This is a genomic window from Nonomuraea sp. NPDC050328 (genome assembly GCF_044459405.1).
Taxonomy (GTDB): Bacteria; Actinomycetota; Actinomycetes; order Streptosporangiales; family Streptosporangiaceae; genus Nonomuraea.
The window spans coordinates 123,489-143,079 of sequence record NZ_JBITIW010000005.1 but is presented as its reverse complement, the minus strand read 5'-3'; the positions used below and the strand labels follow the sequence as shown (position 1 = coordinate 143,079).

17 protein-coding genes and 1 pseudogene are annotated in these 19,591 nt (G+C 73.2%); 9 read left to right on the top strand and 9 right to left on the bottom strand.

All coding sequences use genetic code 11. The features are described from left to right. The first annotated feature begins 126 nt into the window (after positions 1-126). Positions 127-801, top strand: a complete 675-nt coding sequence (locus ACIBG7_RS20345) for a glycoside hydrolase family 25 protein (RefSeq protein ID WP_397337222.1) — start codon at positions 127-129, stop codon at positions 799-801. Here ACIBG7_RS20345 and ACIBG7_RS20340 read toward each other — a convergent pair. The 3 genes from ACIBG7_RS20340 to ACIBG7_RS20330 form a co-directional block, all read right to left on the bottom strand. Then, positions 791-1,966 (bottom strand): cytochrome P450, encoded by a 1,176-nt coding sequence (locus tag ACIBG7_RS20340; protein WP_357928058.1) that lies wholly within the window; start codon positions 1,964-1,966, stop codon positions 791-793. The genes ACIBG7_RS20345 and ACIBG7_RS20340 overlap by 11 nt on opposite strands. Next, a complete protein-coding gene (locus tag ACIBG7_RS20335) occupies positions 1,963-2,697 on the bottom strand; it encodes an SAM-dependent methyltransferase (protein ID WP_357928056.1) in 735 nt (244 codons plus the stop codon). Before ACIBG7_RS20335 ends, ACIBG7_RS20340 begins: the two co-directional genes overlap by 4 nt. Positions 2,698-2,827: 130 nt before the next feature. Beyond that, a complete protein-coding gene (locus tag ACIBG7_RS20330; RefSeq protein WP_397337221.1) occupies positions 2,828-4,390 on the bottom strand; it encodes a cation:proton antiporter in 1,563 nt (520 codons plus the stop codon). 160 nt (positions 4,391-4,550) lie between these two features. On the opposite strand from ACIBG7_RS20330, the gene ACIBG7_RS20325 reads away from it, so the two are divergent. From ACIBG7_RS20325 to ACIBG7_RS20290, 8 genes and pseudogenes are all read left to right on the top strand, one after another. Continuing rightward, positions 4,551-6,353 (top strand): peptide ABC transporter substrate-binding protein, encoded by a 1,803-nt coding sequence (locus ACIBG7_RS20325; protein ID WP_357928053.1) that lies wholly within the window; start codon positions 4,551-4,553, stop codon positions 6,351-6,353. Further along, positions 6,346-7,395 carry an ABC transporter permease gene (locus tag ACIBG7_RS20320; protein ID WP_397337220.1) on the top strand — a complete coding sequence of 350 codons (1,050 nt, stop codon included), beginning with the start codon at positions 6,346-6,348 and terminating at the stop codon, positions 7,393-7,395. The genes ACIBG7_RS20325 and ACIBG7_RS20320 overlap by 8 nt, the downstream gene beginning before the upstream one ends. Then, positions 7,392-8,222: an ABC transporter permease gene (locus ACIBG7_RS20315; protein ID WP_357928049.1), complete on the top strand. Its 831-nt coding sequence runs from the start codon at positions 7,392-7,394 to the stop codon at positions 8,220-8,222. Before ACIBG7_RS20320 ends, ACIBG7_RS20315 begins: the two co-directional genes overlap by 4 nt. Next, the gene (locus tag ACIBG7_RS20310; RefSeq protein WP_357928048.1) at positions 8,219-9,184 is read left to right on the top strand and encodes an ABC transporter ATP-binding protein; all 966 of its coding nucleotides are present in this window, start codon (positions 8,219-8,221) and stop codon (positions 9,182-9,184) included. The genes ACIBG7_RS20315 and ACIBG7_RS20310 overlap by 4 nt, the downstream gene beginning before the upstream one ends. Then, positions 9,181-9,969, top strand: a pseudogene (locus ACIBG7_RS20305) (ABC transporter ATP-binding protein); the annotation flags it as partial. The gene ACIBG7_RS20310 and the pseudogene ACIBG7_RS20305, both read left to right, overlap by 4 nt. A 15-nt stretch (positions 9,970-9,984) precedes the next feature. Next, on the top strand, positions 9,985-10,914 hold the full coding sequence (locus tag ACIBG7_RS20300; RefSeq protein ID WP_397337219.1) for an LD-carboxypeptidase: 930 nt from the start codon (positions 9,985-9,987) through the stop codon (positions 10,912-10,914). After that, positions 10,911-12,458 (top strand): D-aminoacylase, encoded by a 1,548-nt coding sequence (locus tag ACIBG7_RS20295; RefSeq protein WP_357928044.1) that lies wholly within the window; start codon positions 10,911-10,913, stop codon positions 12,456-12,458. The genes ACIBG7_RS20300 and ACIBG7_RS20295 overlap by 4 nt, the downstream gene beginning before the upstream one ends. Continuing rightward, positions 12,455-13,303 (top strand): serine hydrolase, encoded by an 849-nt coding sequence (locus ACIBG7_RS20290; protein WP_397337218.1) that lies wholly within the window; start codon positions 12,455-12,457, stop codon positions 13,301-13,303. The genes ACIBG7_RS20295 and ACIBG7_RS20290 overlap by 4 nt, the downstream gene beginning before the upstream one ends. A gap of 127 nt (positions 13,304-13,430) precedes the next feature. Here the strand turns inward: ACIBG7_RS20290 and ACIBG7_RS20285 are convergent, their stop codons facing one another. From ACIBG7_RS20285 to ACIBG7_RS20260, 6 genes are read right to left on the bottom strand one after another with little or no spacing between them, the layout of a single operon-like run. Next, complete coding sequence (locus ACIBG7_RS20285; RefSeq protein ID WP_397337217.1) at positions 13,431-14,366, bottom strand: LysR substrate-binding domain-containing protein; 936 nt, start codon at positions 14,364-14,366, stop codon at positions 13,431-13,433. A 19-nt stretch (positions 14,367-14,385) separates the two neighbouring features. Next, the gene (locus ACIBG7_RS20280; RefSeq protein WP_357928039.1) at positions 14,386-15,183 is read right to left on the bottom strand and encodes a family 1 encapsulin nanocompartment shell protein; all 798 of its coding nucleotides are present in this window, start codon (positions 15,181-15,183) and stop codon (positions 14,386-14,388) included. Then, positions 15,180-16,184 carry a Dyp-type peroxidase gene (locus tag ACIBG7_RS20275; protein ID WP_357928037.1) on the bottom strand — a complete coding sequence of 335 codons (1,005 nt, stop codon included), beginning with the start codon at positions 16,182-16,184 and terminating at the stop codon, positions 15,180-15,182. Before ACIBG7_RS20275 ends, ACIBG7_RS20280 begins: the two co-directional genes overlap by 4 nt. Positions 16,185-16,222: 38 nt before the next feature. After that, positions 16,223-17,587, bottom strand: coding sequence for an MFS transporter (locus tag ACIBG7_RS20270; protein ID WP_397337215.1), 1,365 nt, complete (start codon positions 17,585-17,587; stop codon positions 16,223-16,225). A gap of 41 nt (positions 17,588-17,628) precedes the next feature. Beyond that, positions 17,629-18,990, bottom strand: coding sequence for a dihydrolipoyl dehydrogenase family protein (locus ACIBG7_RS20265; RefSeq protein ID WP_397337214.1), 1,362 nt, complete (start codon positions 18,988-18,990; stop codon positions 17,629-17,631). Further along, positions 18,987-19,448: an Lrp/AsnC family transcriptional regulator gene (locus tag ACIBG7_RS20260; protein ID WP_357928031.1), complete on the bottom strand. Its 462-nt coding sequence runs from the start codon at positions 19,446-19,448 to the stop codon at positions 18,987-18,989. Before ACIBG7_RS20260 ends, ACIBG7_RS20265 begins: the two co-directional genes overlap by 4 nt. Positions 19,449-19,591 lie beyond the last annotated feature (143 nt).

The following is a 19,591-nucleotide window of genomic DNA, read 5'->3' as shown; positions in this document are numbered from 1 at the left end:
GGTCAACCGATCGATTGACCCGCGCCTCACCCCCTCGGTCCCGCCCAACCCCCCGGACACCCGATGTGACCTGGGCTTTTTCCGCCGAGGCTGGAAGGAGTCCAAGCACAGGAAGGGAGCTGCGCCATGCGGCGAACGATGGTGACACTGGCTCTGGCCGCCGCGGTGGCGGCCGTCCCGGCCGTGGCCGCCCAGGCCGACGGGCAGGTGAAGGGCGTCGACGCCTCCCGCTACGACGCCACCTTCGACTGGGGCACCCCGGGCGTGGAGTTCGGCTTCGCCAAGGCGAGCGAGGGGGAGCGGGGCACCGACCCGGCCTTCGCCCGGCACTGGCGGGAGATGCGGGGCAACGGCCTGGTCCGCGGGGCCTACCACTACGGCCACCCCGGGACCGACCCGGTCCGCGAGGCCGACCACTTCCTGACGGTGGTGCGGCAGCAGGGCCTGGTCCAGGGCGACCTGCTCGCCCTCGACCTGGAGGTGGCCGACGGCCGCTCGGTCGAGCAGGTGAACGCCTGGGCCAGGCGCTGGCTGGAGCGGGTCGAGCAGCAGACCGGCGTCAAGCCGTTCTTCTACAGCTCGTGGTCCTTCGCCGGCCAGTACGGCGAGGGCCTGGGCGAGTACCCGCTCTGGGTCGCGCACTACGGCAAGTCCAAGGGCGAGGTCGAGCCGCCCCGGCCGTGGAGGGAGTGGGTGGTGCACCAGTACGCCTCGACCGACCACGACTGGAACGTCAGCCGGGTGAGCCCGCAGGAGCTGCGGGCCCTGGGCGTCAAGGCGCCCGCCCCGGTCAGCCCGTAGCCCAGCGCAACGGCAGGTGGTCGAGCCCGAGCAACTGGTAGACGTGCTCGACCACCTCGCCGGACACCTGGTAGTCGGGGATCACCCGATGCCACTCCTCGAGGGCGATGCGCAGCTCGGCGCGGGCCAGGTGCGCGCCCAGGCATCGGTGCACGCCCGCGCCGAAGCCCAGGTGCCGGTTCTTGGCCCGGTCGAGCACCACCTCGGCGGCGTCCGGGAAGGCGCCGGGGTCGCGGTTGGCCATCGTCAGCGGCAGCAGCACCATCTCGCCCGCCCGCATCGGGCAGCCCTCGACAACGGCGTCCCGGGTGAGCTTGCGGCCGGGCAGCACGATCGAGTACGCCCGCACGAACTCCTCGACCGCTGCCGGGATGCGCGCCGGCTCGGCGACGAGCGCCGCCCGTTCGGCGGGATGCTCGCTGAGGTGCCAGAAGGCGAAGGACAGCTGCGCGGTCACCGTGTCGAGCCCGGCCAGGAACAGCAGCAGGCAGAGGGCGAGCAGGTCCTCCTCGGGCACGTCCCAGCCCGCCGCCACGCTCACCAGGTCGTCGCGCGGCTCGGCGCGGCGTTCGCGGATGAGTTCGGCGAAGCACGCGCTCACCTCGCCCATCGCCGCCATCCGCGCCTCGCGCCGGTCCGGCGCCGGCGGCGCGTGCAGGATGGCGTCCTCCCAGGCCAGGAAGGTCTCCAGCCGCTCGACCGGCAGACCCATCAGCTCCAGGAAGATCGTGGTCGGGAAGCGCCGGGCGAAGTCGGGCACGAAGTCGCACTCGCCGCGCCCGGCCAGTTCCCGCACCAGCGCCGCGCACGTGGCCCGGATGTGCGTCTCCATGGCGGCGATCCGGCCGGGCGCGAACAGCGGCCGCAGCCGGCGTCGCCACTCGGTGTGCTCGGGCGGGTCCAGCATCTCGGGGATCCACCGGTAGCGGGGCTCGGGGTCGAAGACGCTGACCGCGGCGTTGCTGAACAGCTCGTGGTCCTGCAACGCGGCCACGATCGCCTCGTAGCGGGTCAGCACCCAGAAGCCGCCGCCGACCTCGGAGCGGAAGGCGCGGTGCTCCTCGCGGATCAGGTCGAGGCGGGGGATGGCCAGCCCGGCCGGCTGCTGCCCGGCGATCGGGGTGAAGGCCGCCGGGTCGCTGGGGAAGGGTAACGACGGGCTCACGGCTTACGCCCCACGCCGCACAGGAACCAGCCCGGCAGCCGGCCGTCCAGGTCGAGCTCGTCGGGATCGGGCCGCCAGTCCTGCAGGTCGGCCAGGCCCGGTTCGAGCAGCTCGAACCCGTCGAACATGCGGCTGATCTGCTCGCGGTCGCGCAACGTCATGGTGGTGCTGGCCCGCCGGTAGACCGCCGCGCCCTGCCGGGCCGACTCGACCTGCTCGCGCGCGCTGATGTGCGAGATCACCAGGTGGCTTCCGGAGGGTACGGCTTCGCGGAGCTCGGCGATCTGGGCGTAGGGGTCGTCCTCCTCGGTGAGGCAGTGCAGCACCGCCACGAGCAGCAGCCCGATCGGCTCGGTGAAATCCAGGAAATTCCGTAACTCCTGATTTTTCAAAATTTCAACTGTGTTGCGAAGGTCGCCGGGCAGCGCCAGCGTATTCGGGGTGGTGGCGAGCAGGGCCCGCGCGTGCGACAGGACCGACGGGTCGTGGTCGAGGTAGGCCACCCGCGCCTCGGGCGCGATCTCGTGCACATTGCCCTGGGTGGGCAGACCGGCTCCGATGTCCACGAACTGGCGGATCCCGGCGCTGGTCAGGTGGCGTACGGCCCGCCGCAGGAAGGCTCGGTTGGCACGGGCGAGGGCGGGGGTCTGCGGCGCCACCTGGAGGACCTGCTCGGCCGCCTCCCGGTCGACCGCGAAGTGGTCCTTGCCCCCGAGGTAATAGTCATACATCCGCGCGACATTAGGCGTATCAGGGTCAAATCCCGACACGTCTCCCCCTTATCTCCACTAACACCGGATAGCGCGATAAAAGATGATTCGTGTCACTATCTCATGGTGAATGGCCGCGGGCGGCGGGATTTCAGGCGCGGGCCGAACTCTGCAGATCCAGCCGGCGCAGCACCTGGTCGGCCGCCTTCGGATCCACCCCGGGCTCGCGCCGGGCCCGCAGGATCTCCGCCCGCGCCGCCATGACCATCTGGTCCTCGACCTGCCGGTAGAGCTTGACCTGCCGCACCCGCTCCCGCAGCACCTGCTGGTAGTCGTCGGAGCCGGGCTCGTCGCCGAGCTGGACCAGCATCGAGCGGTGCCGCTCGCGCAACCGCTCGACCACCTCGTCCGGCAGCTCGTCGCCCTCGGCCAGCTCGTTCAGCCGGCCCAGCGCCGCCCGCCCGGCGCGGATCGCCAGCGGCCTCGTCGCCGCCAGCTCGGCGTCCGCGTCCGCCTGCACGCCCAGCGCCCTGACCAGCGGCGGCAACGTCAGGCCCGGCAGCACCAGCGTCACCGCGATCACCGCGAAGGCGGCCAGCAGCAGCTCGCCCCGGGCGGGCGTGTCCAGCGGCAGGGCCAGCGCCAGCGCCAGCGTCGCCAGGCCGCGCATGCCGCAGTAGGCCAGGACGAGGTCCTCGCGCCAGTTGGCCGGCACCAGGTCGGGGTCGCCGGAGCGCCTGGCCATCGGCCCGGACACCGCCATCCACGCGAACCGCACCCCGACGATCACCACGCAGATCGCCGCCGCGTGCCAGGCCGCGACCTTGAGGTCCACGCCCGCCTCCAGCACCGCGCGCAGCTCCAGCCCGATCAGGCCGAAGGCCAGGCCGGTGATGAGCAGCTCCAGCGTGTCCCAGAAGGCGCCGCCGTACAGCCGGTCCTTGACGCCGGCGTCCTGGTCGGTGGAGCGGCCGAGGGTGAGGCCGGCGGCCAGCACGGCGAGCACGCCGGAGGCGCCGATCGCGTCGGCCGCCAGGTAGGTGGCGAACGGCACGACCAGGGTGAGCGCGTTGCGCGCGGTCTCCTCGGCGATGCGCGCCAGCAGCCAGCGGGCCAGCCACGCGGCGCCCAGGCCGAGCAGCACCGCCGCCCCGGCCTCGTAGCAGAAGTCGAGCACCGCGACCGGAACCGAGTAGGTGCCGCTGAGCATGGCCTGGACCGCCACGCCGTACACCACCAGGGCGGTGGCGTCGTTGCACAGCCCCTCGCTCTGCAGGGTGGTGACCAGGCGGCGGGGCAGGCGCAGCGGCTCGGCGACCGCCTCGGCGGCGACCGGGTCGGGCGGCGCGGTGAGCGCGCCGAAGGCGATGGCGGCCGCGGCGGTGACGCCGGGGATGACCAGCCAGGTGGTCCAGGCGACCGCCGCGACGGTGACCAGCACCAGCACCAGCGCCATCCAGACGACCGTGCGGCGGTGCGCCAGGATCATCCCCCACGAGCTGCGCTGCGCCGCGGCGAAGATCAGCGGCGGCAGGAAGATCGGCAGGATCAGCTCGGGATCGATGCGCACGTCGGGCACGCCGGGCATCAGCGCCAGCGCCACGCCCAGCAGGAGCACCAGCACCGGGTACGGCCGGCGGACGCGCTCGCCGACCGCGACGAGCAGGGCGGTGGCGAGCATGAGGCCGAGGACCACCGCGAGCTGCCCGAGCACCCGCCCATCCTCCCACCTGCGGCTTCTCCGCCCCTGGCAAGACACCATCGAAGTTTTCGATGCTCAGCCCGTGAAGCACTCACGAACGTTGGGAGGCCGAACGGAATTCGCCAGCATTCGTCCACACCCCACCCCCTCTGACCTCCCCGAAGGAGAGCCGATGCGCAGACTCCTGGCCGCCGGCGCCCTCGCCGCCTGCACGGTCCTGGCGGGCGCGCCAGCCTCGGCGGCCCCGGCCGACACCACCCTCAGGGTGCTCATGGACGGCTCCGGCGTGGACACGCTCAACCCGTTCCTGGCCTACTACGACGGCGCGCTGGAGATCTTCGGCTCGATCTACCCCACGCTGAACTCCCTGGAGCCGGACGGCACCCCCGGCCCCTACCTGGCCACCGAGTGGAGCACCTCCGAGGACAAGCTGACCTGGACCTTCAAGCTCCGCCAGGGGCTCAAGTGGAGCGACGGGCAGCCGATCACCGCCGAGGACGCCGCCTGGACGCTCAACCTGATCATGAAGGACGAGGTCGCGGCCACCGCCAACGGCTCCCTGGTCAGCAACTTCGCCGAGGTCACCGCCCCCGACCCGGCCACCCTGGTGATCAAGACCAAGGAACCGCAGTCGAACGTGCTCTACGTGAGCATCCCCAAGCGCGGCATCCCGATCGTGCCCAAGCACGTCTGGGAGGGCAAGACGATCAAGACGGAGAAGAACGACGCCTTCCCCGTCGTCGGCTACGGCCCCTGGACCCTCACCGAGTACAAGCCCGAGCAGTACGCCCGCTACAGCGCCAACAAGGAGTTCGTGCTCGGAGGCCCCAAGTTCGACAAGATGATCCAGCAGGTCTTCAAGGCCAGCGACTCCGCCGTCGCCGCGCTGCGCAGCGGCCAGCTCGACTTCGTCGAAGGCGTCAACGCCACCCAGTTCAAGGCCCTGCAGGGCCAGCCCGGCCTGCTCACCGCGCAGACCGCGGGCAACGGCTGGTACGGCCTGGAGATCAACCACAACGCGCGCACCCGCACCGGCAAGAAGATCGGCACCGGCCACCCCGCGCTCGGCGACCCGGTCGTGCGCAAGGCGATCGCGCTGGCCACCGACAAGAAGACCCTCGTCGACAAGGTCCTGGACGGCCTCGGCACCGTCGGCCAGGGCTACCTGCCGCCGGCCTGGCCGCAGTGGAACTGGACGCCGCCCCAGGTCACCCCGTACGACCCGGCCGAGGCCAACCGCATCCTGGAGGAGGCGGGCTACAAGAAGGGCGCCGACGGCGTCCGCGTCGACCCCAAGAGCGGCAAGCCGCTGGCCTTCCGCTTCGGCATCCACTCCGACGACTCCGCCGACGCGGCGATCTCGACCTACCTGGCCGGCTGGCTCAAGGAGATCGGCATCAAGGCCACCATCCAGTCGCTCAGCTTCAGCGCGCTCAACAGCGACCTGGCCAAGGGCGACTGGGACCTGCTCATGGACGCCTGGTCCACCGGGCCCGACCCGACCTACCTGCTCGGCATCCAGACCTGCGCCGTGCTGCCCAAGGACGACGGCAGCGCGGGCAACACCGACTCCTTCTTCTGCGACAAGGCCTACGACGAGCTGTTCGCCAAGCAGCGCACCGCCTTCGACCCCGCCGAGCGGGCCAAGATCGTGGGCGACATGCAGCAGATCCTCTACGACGCCAACGTCAACCAGATCTACTACTACGCCAACCGGCTGCTGGTCGCCCGGACCGACACCGTCACCGGCGTCATCGAGGGCAAGCCCGACGCCAACGGGCTCTACCCGGTGCAGTCGTCGTTCTGGAGCTACCTCAAGGCCGCGCCGCCCGCGGCCGCCCAGCCCGGCTCCGCAGCCGCCTCCGCCTCGGGCGGGAGCAGCGGGCTGTGGTGGGGGCTCGGCGCCGCCGTCCTCCTCCTGGCCGGCGGCGGCGTGATCGTCGCCCGCCGCCGTACGGCAGGCGACCGTGAGTGAACCCGGCCCGGCCGCCCCGGTGACCCTCGCCACCCCCGCCACCCCGGCCAAGGGGGTGGCCGGGGGGTCGAAGCGCAGCGCCGGCCTGCCGGGCTACCTGGCCGGCCGGCTGGTGGCCGCCGCGGTGAGCTTCCTGGTCACCCTGGTCATCGGCTTCGTCATCTTCAACCTGATGCCCGCCGACCCGGTCCGGACCCTCACCCGGGGCCGCCCCACCAGCGAGGCCCAGCTCGAACAGCTCCGGCTGCAACTCGGCCTGGACGACCCGGTCTGGATGCGCTTCCTGAGCTTCCTCAAGGACACCCTCACCGGCGAGCTCGGCTACTCCTGGCAGTTCCAACAGCCGGTCGCCAGCCTGGTCGGCGAGCGCCTGGGCCCCACCCTGCTCCTCATGGGCACCGCCGCCGCGGTCTCCATCGTGCTGGGCCTGTGGCTGGGCGTGCACAGCGGCTGGCGGCACGGCGGCGCCCTCGACCGGGTGGCCTCGGCCGCCTCGCTCACCCTGTGGTCGGTCCCGACGTTCTGGCTCGGCATGATCCTGCTCGTGCTCTGCATCGGGATCTTCCCGGCCGGCGGCATGAGCGACCCGGCCCTGAACGCCACCGGCTTCGACTACGTGATCGACGTGGCCAACCACCTGGTGCTGCCCTGCCTCACCATGGTCCTGGTGGTCTTCGCCCAGTACGTGACCATCATGCGCTCGTCGATCATCGACGAGCTCGGCTCGCCGTACCTGCTGACCGCCCGCGCCAAGGGCCTGACCGACGCGGAGGTGCGGCGCCGCCACGCCGTGCCCAACGCGCTGCTCCCCAGCGTCACCGTGATCTTCATGCACCTCGGCACCCTGGTCAGCGGCGCGATCACCGTCGAGGCGGTCTACTCCTGGCCGGGCCTGGGCCACCTGACCTACGAGGCACTCAAGATCCCCGACCTGCCCCTGCTGCAGGGCACCTTCATCGTCTTCAGCGCGAGTGTGATCATCATGAACCTGCTGGCGGACCTGGTCTACCGGCTGCTCGACCCCCGGGTGCGGGCGGCATGAGGGCCCTGCTGAAGCGGCCCGCCGGGCTCGCCGGCCTGGCCGTGCTCGCCGTCCTCGGCCTGCTGGCCCTCGCCGCGCCGCTGTTCATCGGCCCCGACCAGCTCGACGTCACCCGCGTGGACGGCCCGCGGCTGTCCCCGCCGGTCGACGGCTACCCGCTGGGCACCGACCAGGCGGGCCGCTCGATCCTGCTGCTGACCATCTGGGGCGCGCGCGAGTCGCTGGCCATCGGCCTGATCGCCACCGTGCTCACCGTGCTGCTGGGCAGCGCGGTCGGCCTGCTGGCCGGGCACTACCCGGGCCGGGTCGGCAACGCGCTCATGCACGTCACCGACTGGTTCATCGCGCTGCCCAGCCTGCCGCTGGCGATCTCGCTGTCGGCGGTGCTCGGCCAGGGCGCGGCCTCGATCACCATCGCCATCGCGGTCACCTCGTGGACGGCGACCGCCCGCCTGGTGCGCGCCCAGACGCTCGCCGTCGAGGCCCGGCCGTTCGTCGAGCGGGCCAGGGCGCTGGGCGCGGGCAACGCGCAGATCATGCTGCGCCAGGTGCTGCCGAACGTGCTGCCGCTGATCCTGGTCTCCAGCACGCTCACCGTCGCCTCGGCGATCCTCAGCGAGGCCACCCTGACCTTCCTCGGCCTCGGCGACCCGACCAGCGTGACCTGGGGCGCGATGTTGCAGATGGCCTTCTCCGGCGGCGCGGTCACCGCGGGCGCCTGGTGGTACCTGCTGCCGCCCGGCATCGCCATCCTGCTGGTGGTGCTGGGCTTCACGCTCACCGGACGCGCCGTCGAGCACGTCCTCAACCCGCGGATGGTCTCATGAGCCCGCTGCTGGAGGTCAGAGACCTCACGGTCACCTACCGGCCGGACGTGCGCGCGGTGCGCGGGGTCGGCTTCACCCTCGACGCCGGCCAGACGCTCGGCGTGGCGGGGGAGTCCGGCTCGGGCAAGTCCACCATGGCGCTCGGCCTGCTGCGGCTGCTCGCGCCCGGCGCGCGGGTCACCGGCGAGGTGCGCTACCGCGGCGAGGACCTGCTGACCGCCCGCTGGTCGCGGCTGCGCGCGGTGCGCTGGGCCGGGGCGTCGGTGGTCTTCCAGGGCGCGATGAGCGCGCTCAACCCGGTCCGGGCCATCGGCGAGCAGATCGCCGAGCCGATCCTGCTGCACGAGCGGGTCTCGCGCCGCGAGGCCCGCAAGCGGGCCGCCGAGCTGCTGGACAAGGTCGGCGTCCCGGCGGCCCGCGCGGGGGACTTCCCGCACGAGTTCTCCGGCGGCCAGCGCCAGCGCGTGATGATCGCCATGGCGCTCGCCTGCCGCCCCGAGCTGATCATCGCCGACGAGCCGACCACCGCGCTCGACGCCGTGGTCCAGGCCCAGGTGCTGGAGCTGCTGTCGGAGCTGGTGCGCGACGCCGGCATCGCGGTCATCATGATCAGCCACGACCTGTCGGTGCTGGCCGGGACCTGCGACCGGCTGGCGGTCATGTACGCCGGGCGGCTGGTCGAGATCGGGCCGTCCAAGCGCCTGGTCGGGCAGGCCGCGCACCCCTACACCGAGGCGTTGTGCCGGGCCTTCCCGGTCATCGGGGACCCCGCCTCGCGCTACGCCCCGGCGGGGCTGCCCGGCGATCCGCCCCGGCTGACCGAGCAGTTGCCCGGGTGCGCCTTCGCGCCGCGCTGCCCGCACGCGGGGGACGCCTGCCGTACCGAACCCGTCTCCCTCCGGCCCGCGGGGCCGGACCACCTGGCCGCCTGCCTGCGCGTGCCGGAAGGAGAGCCCGCATGAGCGCCGAGGTGGACACGCCCGCGACGGCGGCGCCCGAGGGGGCGGCGCCGGTCCTGGAGGCCCGCGCGCTGGAGGTCGCCTACCCGGCGCGGCGGCGCGGGCAGCAGGGATTCCAGGCGCTGCGCGGCGTGGACCTGCACGTCGCGCCCGGCGAGATCGTCGCGCTGATCGGCGAGTCGGGCTCGGGCAAGTCGACCCTGGCCCGCGCCCTGGTCGGCCTGGTCAAGCCCACGGCCGGGCAGGTCCTGGCCGAGGGCGCCCCGCTGGACTACCGAGCCCTGCGGGCCCACCGCCGCCGCGTCCAGCTCGTGCTCCAGGACCCGTACGGCGCGCTCAACCCGCGGCAGCACGTCTTCGACGCGGTCGCCGAAGGCCCCCGGCTGCACGGGATGAAGGACGACCTCCCGGGACGCGTCCACGAGGCCCTCGCCAAGGCCGGCCTCCGCCCGCCCGCCGAGTTCGTCCGCCGCTTCCCCCACGAGCTGTCCGGCGGCCAGCTCCAGCGCGTCGTCATCGCCGGCGCGCTCGCCCTCGAACCCGCCGTGCTGGTCGCCGACGAGCCCGTGGCCTCGCTCGACGCCTCCGTGCGCGGCGAGATCCTCAAGCTCATCCTCGACCTGCGCCAGAGCCTCGGCCTGTCCGCCCTGGTCGTCAGCCACGACCTCGGCCTGGCCTGGAACATCGCCGACCGCGTCGCGGTCATGCGCGAGGGCCGGATCGTCGAGACCGGCCCCGTGGAGCAGGTCCTGCTCCAGCCCGCCCACGACTACACCCGCCTGCTCCTGCGGAGGAACCACTAGATGACCGTCTACCGCCGCCCCCGTGCCCTGCGTGAGGGCGACCGCGTCGCCGTGCTGGCCGCCAGCAGCCCGGTCAACCAGGTCCAGCTCGACCTCGGCCTGCGCGCGCTGGAGGAGATCGGCCTCAAGCCGGACACCTTCACCTCCGCCCGCGACACCGGCAGCGACTTCGACTACCTGGCCGGCGACGACGCCCTGCGCGCCACCGACCTCACCCGGGCGCTGTCCGACCCCGCCTACGCCGGGGTCTTCCTGGCCGGCGGCGGGTACGGCATGCAGCGCACCCTGGAGCGCGTCGACTGGACCCGCATCGACCCGCTCCAGCCCAAGGTGGTCGTCGGCTACTCCGACGTCACCGCGCTGCTGGAGGCGATCGCGGTGAAGCTCGGCTGGGTCTCCTTCTTCGGCCCGATGGTCGCCTGCAACGGCTTCTACCAGGGGCCGGGCCGCTACGACTTCGACTTCCTCACCAACCTGCTGTTCAAGCCGGAGACCGTCACCGGCCTGACCTTCCTCGACGGCCAGGCCGTCGTGCCCGGCGTCGCCGAGGGCATCACCCTGGGCGGCACCGCGACCCTGCTGGCCGCCTCGCTCGGCACCGACACCAGCCTGCCCGCGCGCGGCGCGATCCTGTTCCTGGAGGACGTCGACGAGGAGCTCTTCCGGCTCGACCGCATCATCACCCAGCTCCGCCGCTCGATCTACACCGACGGCGTCGCCGGCATCATCCTGGGCACCTTCACCGACTGCGGCGAGCCGCGCGAGGTCGAGCGCATGCTGGTCGACCGGCTCAGCGACCTCGGCGTGCCGGTCCTGGCCGGCGCGGACATCGGTCACGGCATCGCCCAGCAGACCTACCCGATCGGCGTGCGCGCCCGGCTCGACGCCAGCGCGGGCACCCTCACCTTCCTGGAGCCGGTGCTCGCATGACCTATGACCTGCTGCTGCGCGGGGGGCAGTTGGCGGACGGCACCGGCGCGCCCCTGCGCGCCGCCGACCTGGCCGCCTCCTCCGGCAGGCTCACCCTCCTCCCGCCCGGCGCGCCCGCCACCGCCCGCGCCGAGGTCGACGTCACCGGCTCGGTCGTCGCGCCGGGCTTCATCGACGTGCACACCCACTCCGACGGCACGGCCCTGCTCGGGCCGCTGACCGACCTGGCCCTGGCCGCGGTACGGCAGGGCGTCACCGTGGAGATCTGCGGCAACTGCGGCTCCAGCATGTTCCCCGCCGGGCCCGGACGCACCGACGACCGGGCCGCGATCTTCACCGGCTTCCCCGCCTTCGCCGAGGCCCACGAGCGGGCCGGACGGGCCAACCACCTGGCCGCGCTCGCCGGGCACGGCACCCTGCGCGCCGCGGTCATCGGCGAGGCCGACCGCCCCGCCACCCCCGCCGAACTGGCCGCGATGGCCGACCGGCTCGACGCCGACCTGCGCGCGGGGGCGGCGGGGCTGTCCACCGGGCTCATCTACACCCCCGGCACCTACGCCGGCACCGACGAGGTCGTCGCCCTGGCCGCGGTCGCCGCCCGGCACGGCAAGCCGTACGTCACCCACCTGCGCGACGAGATGGCCCGCGTGGAGGAGGCCCTGGAGGAGGCGGTCGAGATCGCCCGGCGCAGCGGCGCCGCGCTGCACGTCTCCCACCACAAGACCGCCGGCAAGCACGCCTGGGGACGCACCGAGCGGACCCTGGCCCGGCTCGACGAGCTGCGCGCCGCCGGGCTCGACGTGACCTGCGACGTCTACCCCTACACCGCCGGCAGCACCTCGCTGTCGGCCATGCTGCCGCCTTGGGCCAACGACGGCGGATCCGAGGCGCTCGCCGCCCGCCTGGCCGACCCCGCCCAGCGCGAGCTCATGCGCCGGGCCATCGCCGACGGCGTGCCCGGCTGGGAGAACACCGTCGGCAACGGCGGCTGGGACCGCATCTCCATCGCCTGCGCCGAGCACCGGCCCGCCGACGAGGGCCGCGTCATCGCCGACCTGGCCGCCGACCGCGGGCTCGACCCCCTCGACCTGGTCGCCGAGCTGCTGGCCGGGGGCGAGGTGACCATCATCAGCCACTCCATGGTCGAGGAGGACGTCCAGCGGGTGCTGGGCCGGCCGTACACGATGATCGGCTCCGACGGGGTGCCCAAGCCGGGGCGGCCGCATCCGCGCTGGGCCGGGACCTTTCCCCGCGTCCTCGGCCACTACGGCCGCGACCTCGGCCTGCTCGGGGTGGCGGAGGCGGTGCGCCGGATGACCGGGCTGGCCGCCGAACGCTTCGGGCTGCGCGACCGCGGGGTGCTGCGCGACGGGGCGCACGCCGACCTGGTCGTCTTCGACCCGGCCGCCGTCGCCGACCGCGCCACCTACGCCGAACCCCTCCTGCCGCCGGCCGGGATCGCCCTGGTGGCGGTCGCGGGTGAGATCGTCGTCCGTGACGGCGCGCCCACCGGGGCCCTGCCGGGAAAGGTGCTCCGCGTATGACCTCCCCCCACCCCGACCTCTCCCCAGCCCCCCACCTGGACCCTGGATCCGAGCCTGGCTCGTGGTTCGGTGGACTGGCCGCGGAACTCGGGGCGCTGGCCGCCGCCTGTCCCGGGACGCTCGCCGTCGCCGTGGACGGCGGCCCCGGCGTCAACGGCGACCTCGAACTTCCCCTGGCCAGCACCGGCAAGCTCCTGCTCCTCGCCGAGACCGCCATGGGACTCGACGCCGGCGCCCTGGCCCCCGACGAGCCCGTGGACCTGCTGGACGAGGACTACTGCCCCGGCTCCGGCCTGCTCACCGGCCTGTCCCAGCGCCGCTGGACCGTGGCCGACCTCGCCCTGCTCACCGCCGCGGTCAGCGACAACACCGCGACCAACGCGCTCCTGCGGCGCATCGGCCTGGCCCGGGTGAACGCCGGGGCCGCCGCCCTGGGGCTGGCCCGCACCCGGTTGCTCGACCGCATCCGCGAGCCGCGGCTGCCCGAGCACCCGCCCGCCTTCGCCCTGGGCACCGCGGCCGAACTGGCCCGTCTGGCCGCGCTCGCCGCCGGGGACGCGCCCTGGGCGCGGATCATGCTCGGCTGGATGGCGGCCAACACCGACCGCGGCCTGGCCGCCGCCCTCGTCCCGCACGACCCCGAGGCGCGGGCCGCGGTGCCGGGGGAGGTGTGGGTGGCCAACAAGACCGGCACCGACGTCGGCACCCGGGCCGACGTCGGCGTCTTCACCGGCCGCCGCCGGGTCGCCTACGCCGTGCTCGCCTCCGGCCCGCCCGGCTCCGAACCCGCCCTCGTCGACTCCGTACGGCAGGCCGGCCTCCTCATCTCCCACCTAGCCACATGACCCACTGACCGGGCCCGCCTGCCGTACCCCCCGAAGAACCCCAGCCCGAGCACCCGCCCGCCCCCTCCAGAGGACCCCAGCCCGGGCGGCCCGCCCCTACCCAAAGGACCCCAGCCCGGGCGCCCGGTCAACCGGTGGAGCGGGCGGGCCCGGGCAGGGCCCCCCGAAGCTGGGTGGCCGCATTCCGCAGGTAAGCCACAAACGTGCGAAGAGCCGGATTGGGGTTGGTAGGCCGCATAGCCACCCCGATCCGCCGGTGCAGCCGATCACCCACCACCCGGCACACCTCCACCCCGGTGGCCCCGTGCACCCCCAGGCTGGGCACGAGCGCCACACCCAGCCCCGCCCGCACCAGCCCGATGGTCACCTCGTAGTGGTCGCTCCGGCACCGGATCCGCGGCGTGAACCCCTCCAGCGCCGCCGCCCGCTCCAGCACGGACAGCACGGGCGACCCCGTCCCGTAGGAGGTGATCCACGCCTCCCCGGCCAGCTCCGCCAGCCGTACCCGATCCCGCCGCCCCGCGGGGTGCCCCGCGGGCACGACCACGAGCTGCGGCTCGTCGAAGAGCGGCACCACCTCGACCCCCACGGGCGCCCGCCAGGGATCGAGCGGGTGCTCGAAGACCACCAGCAGGTCGATCTCCCCGCGCTCCAGCTCAGGCATGAGCTCGTGCGGCTGCCCCTCCTCCAGGTCGAGCTCCACCCCGGGATGGCGCGCCGCGAACCGCGCCAGGGCCAGCGGCAGCAACCGGTACCCGGCGGAGGCGAAGAACCCCACCCGCAGGTGCCCGGAGTCGGCCCTGGCCAGCTCCAGCAGGTCCTTCTCGGTCGCCTCCAGCAGGTCGAGCACCTCCTGGGCGCGCATGGCCAGCCGCCGCCCGGCGGCGGTCAGCCGCAGGCTCTGCGCGCCGCGCTCGACGAGCCCGACGCCGGCCTCCTCCTCCAGCTTGGCGAGCTGGTGCGACAGCGCGGACGGCGACAGCTTCAGGGTGCGGGCGGCGCCCGCGATGCTGCCGGCGCGGAAGACTTCCAGGAGGACTTTCAGCCGGGTGGTGCTCAACATGGCCCGACCATAGCCCCTGCTAGGGGCGCAGGTGGACGACGGCCTCGGCGGTGTAGGGCAGGAAGGTGAACGACTCCTGCAGGTACAGCGTGACCGTGTTGGAGGTGTGGCTGTCGTAGCCGATCGAGACGTCCTGCCCGAGGTGCAGGTCGAAGTCGCCGCCGCGGGTGGAGACGATGAGCGCGCCGGTCAGCGCGGGCGCCCAGATGATCTCGCCGGTGACCAGCCGCCGGAGGTGTTCCAGCACCGGGTAGCCGTGGTCACTGGTCTCGGCCACCCCGGTGTAGGCCTCGGCGCTGAGCAGGACCGAATAGGGGCCGTCGACGCCGGCCATCCGCAGCGCGCTCAGCCCCTGGGCGATGGCCTCGGGGTAACCGTCGACCGAGCCGGGCAGCGCGATCGGCTGGTTGCTGCTGGCCGCGATCAGCCCGGTGATGCCCGCCGCCGCGTAGCCGTCGAAGACCGCCCGGTCCTCGGCCATCGCCAGGCCCTTGGCCGCGTCCTTGACCGGCTGCCAGTCGCTGTCGCCCGAGCCGCGCTCCACGTCGTCGATGGCCTGCCGGCTCAGCTCGAACGGCCGGCGCAGCTCGACCAGTCCTGCGGCCTCGCGCCGCCAGGCCCGTACCCCTTCGGCGGGCGGGGCGAGCGTGCTGAGGTGGCCGGTGCTGACCGCGGCCAGTTCCGGACCGGCCGGGCCGCGCACGTCGACCACGCGCCGGCCGGCCAGGTGGCGCTTGAAGGTCCGCGCCGCCTCCTCCTCGATCTGCGCCCAGGCCTCGTCGGAGATCGGCGCGAGCTCGCGGTGCAGGTTGTTCATACGCTTGCTTCCCCCTTGAGCGAGCCGATCCCGAGCGAGCCGGCGGCGGCGGTGGCGACCGGGACCCGGTCGGCCAGCTCCTCCAGCAGGTCGGGCGCGGGCGCGAAGAATGACGAGCCGGTCAGGGCGGTGGAGAAGTCGAGGATGCGGTCGTAGTTGCCGGGCGGGTCCCCGATGAACATGTTGTCCAGCATCTTCTCCAGCACCTCGGGCGTGCGGGTGTAGCCGATGAAGTAGGTCCCGAACTCGCCCCGGCCGCTGTTGCCGAACGGCATGTTGTCCCGGACGATCTTCAGCTCCTCGCCGTCCTGCTCGATGACGGTGAGCGCGTTGTGCGCGTCGGAAGGCTTGACGTCGTCGGGCAGCTCGACGTTGGAGAGCTTGTAGCGGCCGATCACCCGCTCCTGCTCCTCGACGGAGACGGCGTTCCAGGCGTCGAGGTCGTGCAGGTACTTCTGCACCGTGACGTAGCTGCCGCCGGCGAACCCGGGATCCTCGTCGCCGACGAAGACCGACGCCTCGGCCAGCGCGCCCTGCGGGTTCTCCGTGCCGTCGACGAAGCCGAGCAGGTCGCGGGTGTCGAAGTAGCGGAAGCCCTGCACCTCCTCGACCCACGACAGCGAGCCGCGCAGGCCGGCCATGATGAGCTGGGCGAGCTCGAAGCACAGGTCGGTGCGTTCGGCGCGGATGTGGAAGAGCAGGTCGGCCGGGGTCGAGGGGGCGTAGTGCACGCCTCGCACCTCCCGCATCGGGTGCAGCAGCGCGGGCCGCGGCAGGCCGAAGGCGCGGTCCCACAGCTCGGAGCCGATGCCCATGACGCAGGTGAGGTAGCCCTCCAGGTCGCGGAAGCCCACGGTGCGCACCAGCGCGGGCAGGTCGCCGCAGAACGCGCGGACCGCCGCGTGCGCCTCGCGGTCGTGCCGTACGGTGGCCACCAGGAAGATCGCCGAGCGGGTGAGCGGGGTCAGGACCGCCTGAAGCGGCTGGAACGGCTGATACACATCCCGCCCGTTGCCGGGTCCCGGTATGGGAAAACCGTTCAGTGCGCCCGCAGGTCGTAAAGCGCCACGACCAGGGCGGCGGCCACGAACGCGGTGACCACCCACAGGCCGTGCTGGAAGGCCGGTCCCCAGCCGCTCCGCAGCGCGCCGAAGAAGACCGACCCGCAGGCCGCGATGCCGATCGCCGAGCCCAGCCGCTGCCCGGTCTGGAGCACCCCGCCCGCCGCGCCGCCCTGCAGCGGAGGCACCTCCGACAGGGTGAGCGCCTGGTTCGGCGAGATCACCAGCCCGCTGCCGATCCCGGCCAGCAGCAGCGGCACCGCGGTCGCCAGGCCCACCGAGGCGCCGGGCACCAGCGTGGTGGCCAGGATGGTCAGCCCCATGCCGGCCACGACCAGGAGCAGCCCGCCGACCACCAGGGGCCGCCCGAGCCGCGTCACCAGCCGCCCGCCCACCACCGACGCCCCGGCCGAGCCGAGCGCGAAGGGCGTGATCGCCAGGCCCGCCTCCAGCGCGCTGTAGCCGTGCCCGCTCTGCAGGTAGAGCGTGTAGATGAAGAAGATGCCGGTGAAACCGGCGAAGTACAGCAGCGCCACCGCGCTGCCGAGGCTGTAGGAGCGCTTGGCGAACAACGACAGGTCCACCAGCGGCTCGCGCCGGTAGGACCGCTCCCACAGCACGAACAGCACCAGCACGACCAGCGCCGCCGGGATGAGCAGCCACTTGGCCGGCCCCGGCCACTGGTGCTGCTGGATGAAGGGCAGCAGCAGCCCGGCCACGCCGGTGCCGAGCAGCAGCACGCCCACCGGGTCCATGCTCTGCTGCGGCCCGATGACCGGCGCGGGCAGCCACCGGCGGGCCAGCGGCAGCAGCACCAGGCCGATCGGCAGGTTGACCAGGAAGACCCAGCGCCAGCCGAGGTCCGGGCCGAAGGCGGTGACCAGCGCGCCGCCGATCAGCGGCCCGGCGGCGGTCGAGATGCCGATCGTCGCGCCCAGCGCGCCGAAGGCCCGGGCCCGGTCGTAGCCCTGGAACATCTGCTGGATCAGGCCCGACACCTGCGGGTTCAGCACGCCGGCCGCCACGCCCTGCAGCAGCCGCGCGACGATCAGCACCGGCATGCTGCCGGCCAGCCCGCAGGCCGCGCTGGCCAGCGTGAACAGCGCCACGCCGGTCATGAACACCGCGCGGCGGCTACGGGCGTCGCCGAGCCGCCCCGCCGGAACCAGCAAGAGGCCGAAGGTCAGCGCGTACCCGGACAGGATCCACTGCAGCCCGTCCTCCGTGGCGTGCAGCCCCTCCTCGATGGAGGGGGTCGCCACGTTGACGATGCTCACGTCGAGCCCGGTCATGAAGGCCGCGACGAGACAGACGCCCAGGGCTTTCCGCCGAGTATCCGACATGCCTCGTCCTATGCCCCGCGACGGGTATGCCGACCTTCACGTCAGAGGCCGTATTCCTCCAGCAGGCGCAGCCAGATCTCGCTGACCGTCGGGTAGGCGGGTACGGCATGCCACAGCCGCTCCAGCGGCACCTCGGCGGTCACCGCGATCGTCGCCGCGTGCAGCAGCTCGGCGACGCCCGGGCCGGCGAAGGTCACCCCGAGCAGCACCTTGCGCCCCTCGTCCACGACCGCCTTGGCCCGTCCCTGGTACCCGTCGCCGAGCAGGTGGGCGCCGGACACCTGGCCCAGGTCGTACTCCACCACCCGCACGTCGAAGCCCTCGGCGCGGGCCGCCTCCTCGGTCCTGCCGACCGCGCACACCTGCGGGTCGGTGAAGACCACCTGCGGCGCGCCGTACTTGTCCGCCTCGTCCAGCACCGACGGCTCCTGGCCGCGCGCCCGGGCCACGATCGCGTCGCCGCAGATCCGGGCCTGGTACTTGCCCATGTGGGTGAGCAGGTTGCGGCCGTTGACGTCGCCGACGGCGTACAGCCAGTCGCTGCCCGGCACCCGCAGCGACTCGTCCACCTCGATCGGCCTGCCGTCGTGGCTGGCGGGCTTGCGCCCGGTGGCCACCAGCAGCTTGTCGGCCTCCAGCGTGCGGCCGTCCTTGAGCGTCACCCGCACGGTGCCGTCGGCGGCCCGGCTCACCTCGCTCGCCTCGGCGCCGAAGAGCAGCTCGATGCCCTTGCCGCGCATCGACTCGGCCAGGAGCTCACCGGCGAACGGCTCGTTGCGCTCCAGCAGCCGCCCGCCGCGCACGATCATCGTCGTGTGCCCGGCGCCCAGCGCGTGCAGGGCCTGGGCCATCTCGCACGCCACCACGCCGCCGCCGAGCACGATCAGCCGCGCGGGCACCTCCTTGACCGTGGTCGCCTCGCGGCTGCCCCACGGTCGGGCCTCGGCCAGCCCCTTGATCGGCGGCAGGACCGGGACGCTGCCGGTGGCCAGCACCACCGCCCGCCGGGCGCGCACGGTCGTCACCGAGCCGTCCGGCGCGGTCACCTCGACCTCGCGCTCGCCGCTGACCCGCCCGCTGCCGCGCACGAAGGTCGCCGGCTGCTTGGTGATCCACTCGACCTGGGAGCTGTCGTCGAGGTGGGCGATCACCTCGTCGCGCCGCGCCAGCACCTTCGCCACGTCGACCGGCCCGAGCTCCAGCCCCGGCAACCGGCCCACCTCGTCGGCCAGCTCCATCGGCCGCAGCAACGCCTTGCTCGGCATGCACGCGTAATAGGAGCATTCGCCCCCGGCCAGGTGCGACTCCACGACCACACAACTCAACCCGCCGGCGGCCACCCGCCCGGCCACGTTCTCTCCGGCCGGACCCGCACCGACGATGATCACATCCGCTTCTGTCATGTTCTGACGGTACGGCTTGCGCCATCGGGGGACGAGAGGGCGCGCCAGCCCAGCGGGCTCGACAAGATCATCATGCTCGACGGCTGACCGTAGGCCGACAGCCGGTCGATCAGCGCCTCGAAGGCGGCCATCGAGGTCGTCGCCACCCGGATCAGGCAGCAGGTGTCGCCGGTCACCCGGTGGATCTCCAGGATCTCCGCCCACCCCGGCACCGACTCGTCGCGCAACACGCAGCGCGCGCCGTAGCAGCTCATCCGGATCATCGCCGAGACCGGCCGCCCGGCCGCCACCGCGTCCACCCGCGCGTGGTAGCCCGCGATGATCCCCGCCTGCTCCAGCCGGCGTACCCGCTCGGCCACCGCGGGGGAGGACAGGTGCACCCGGCGCGACAGCTCGCTGTAGGACAACCGGGCGTCGGCCTGGAGCTCGGCGAGGATCTGCCAGTCCATCGCGTCCATGCGGTCACTCCCTGTCATGGTGAAAGCCTTTCCGCCAAGAGCCTTGTGAACGGCAAGCCGTACGGGCGATGTGCCATCGGTCCGGACTTCGGAAGCGGCTCGATGGCCACGACCATAGTGGGTGCCGAGCCGTACCAGGGAGA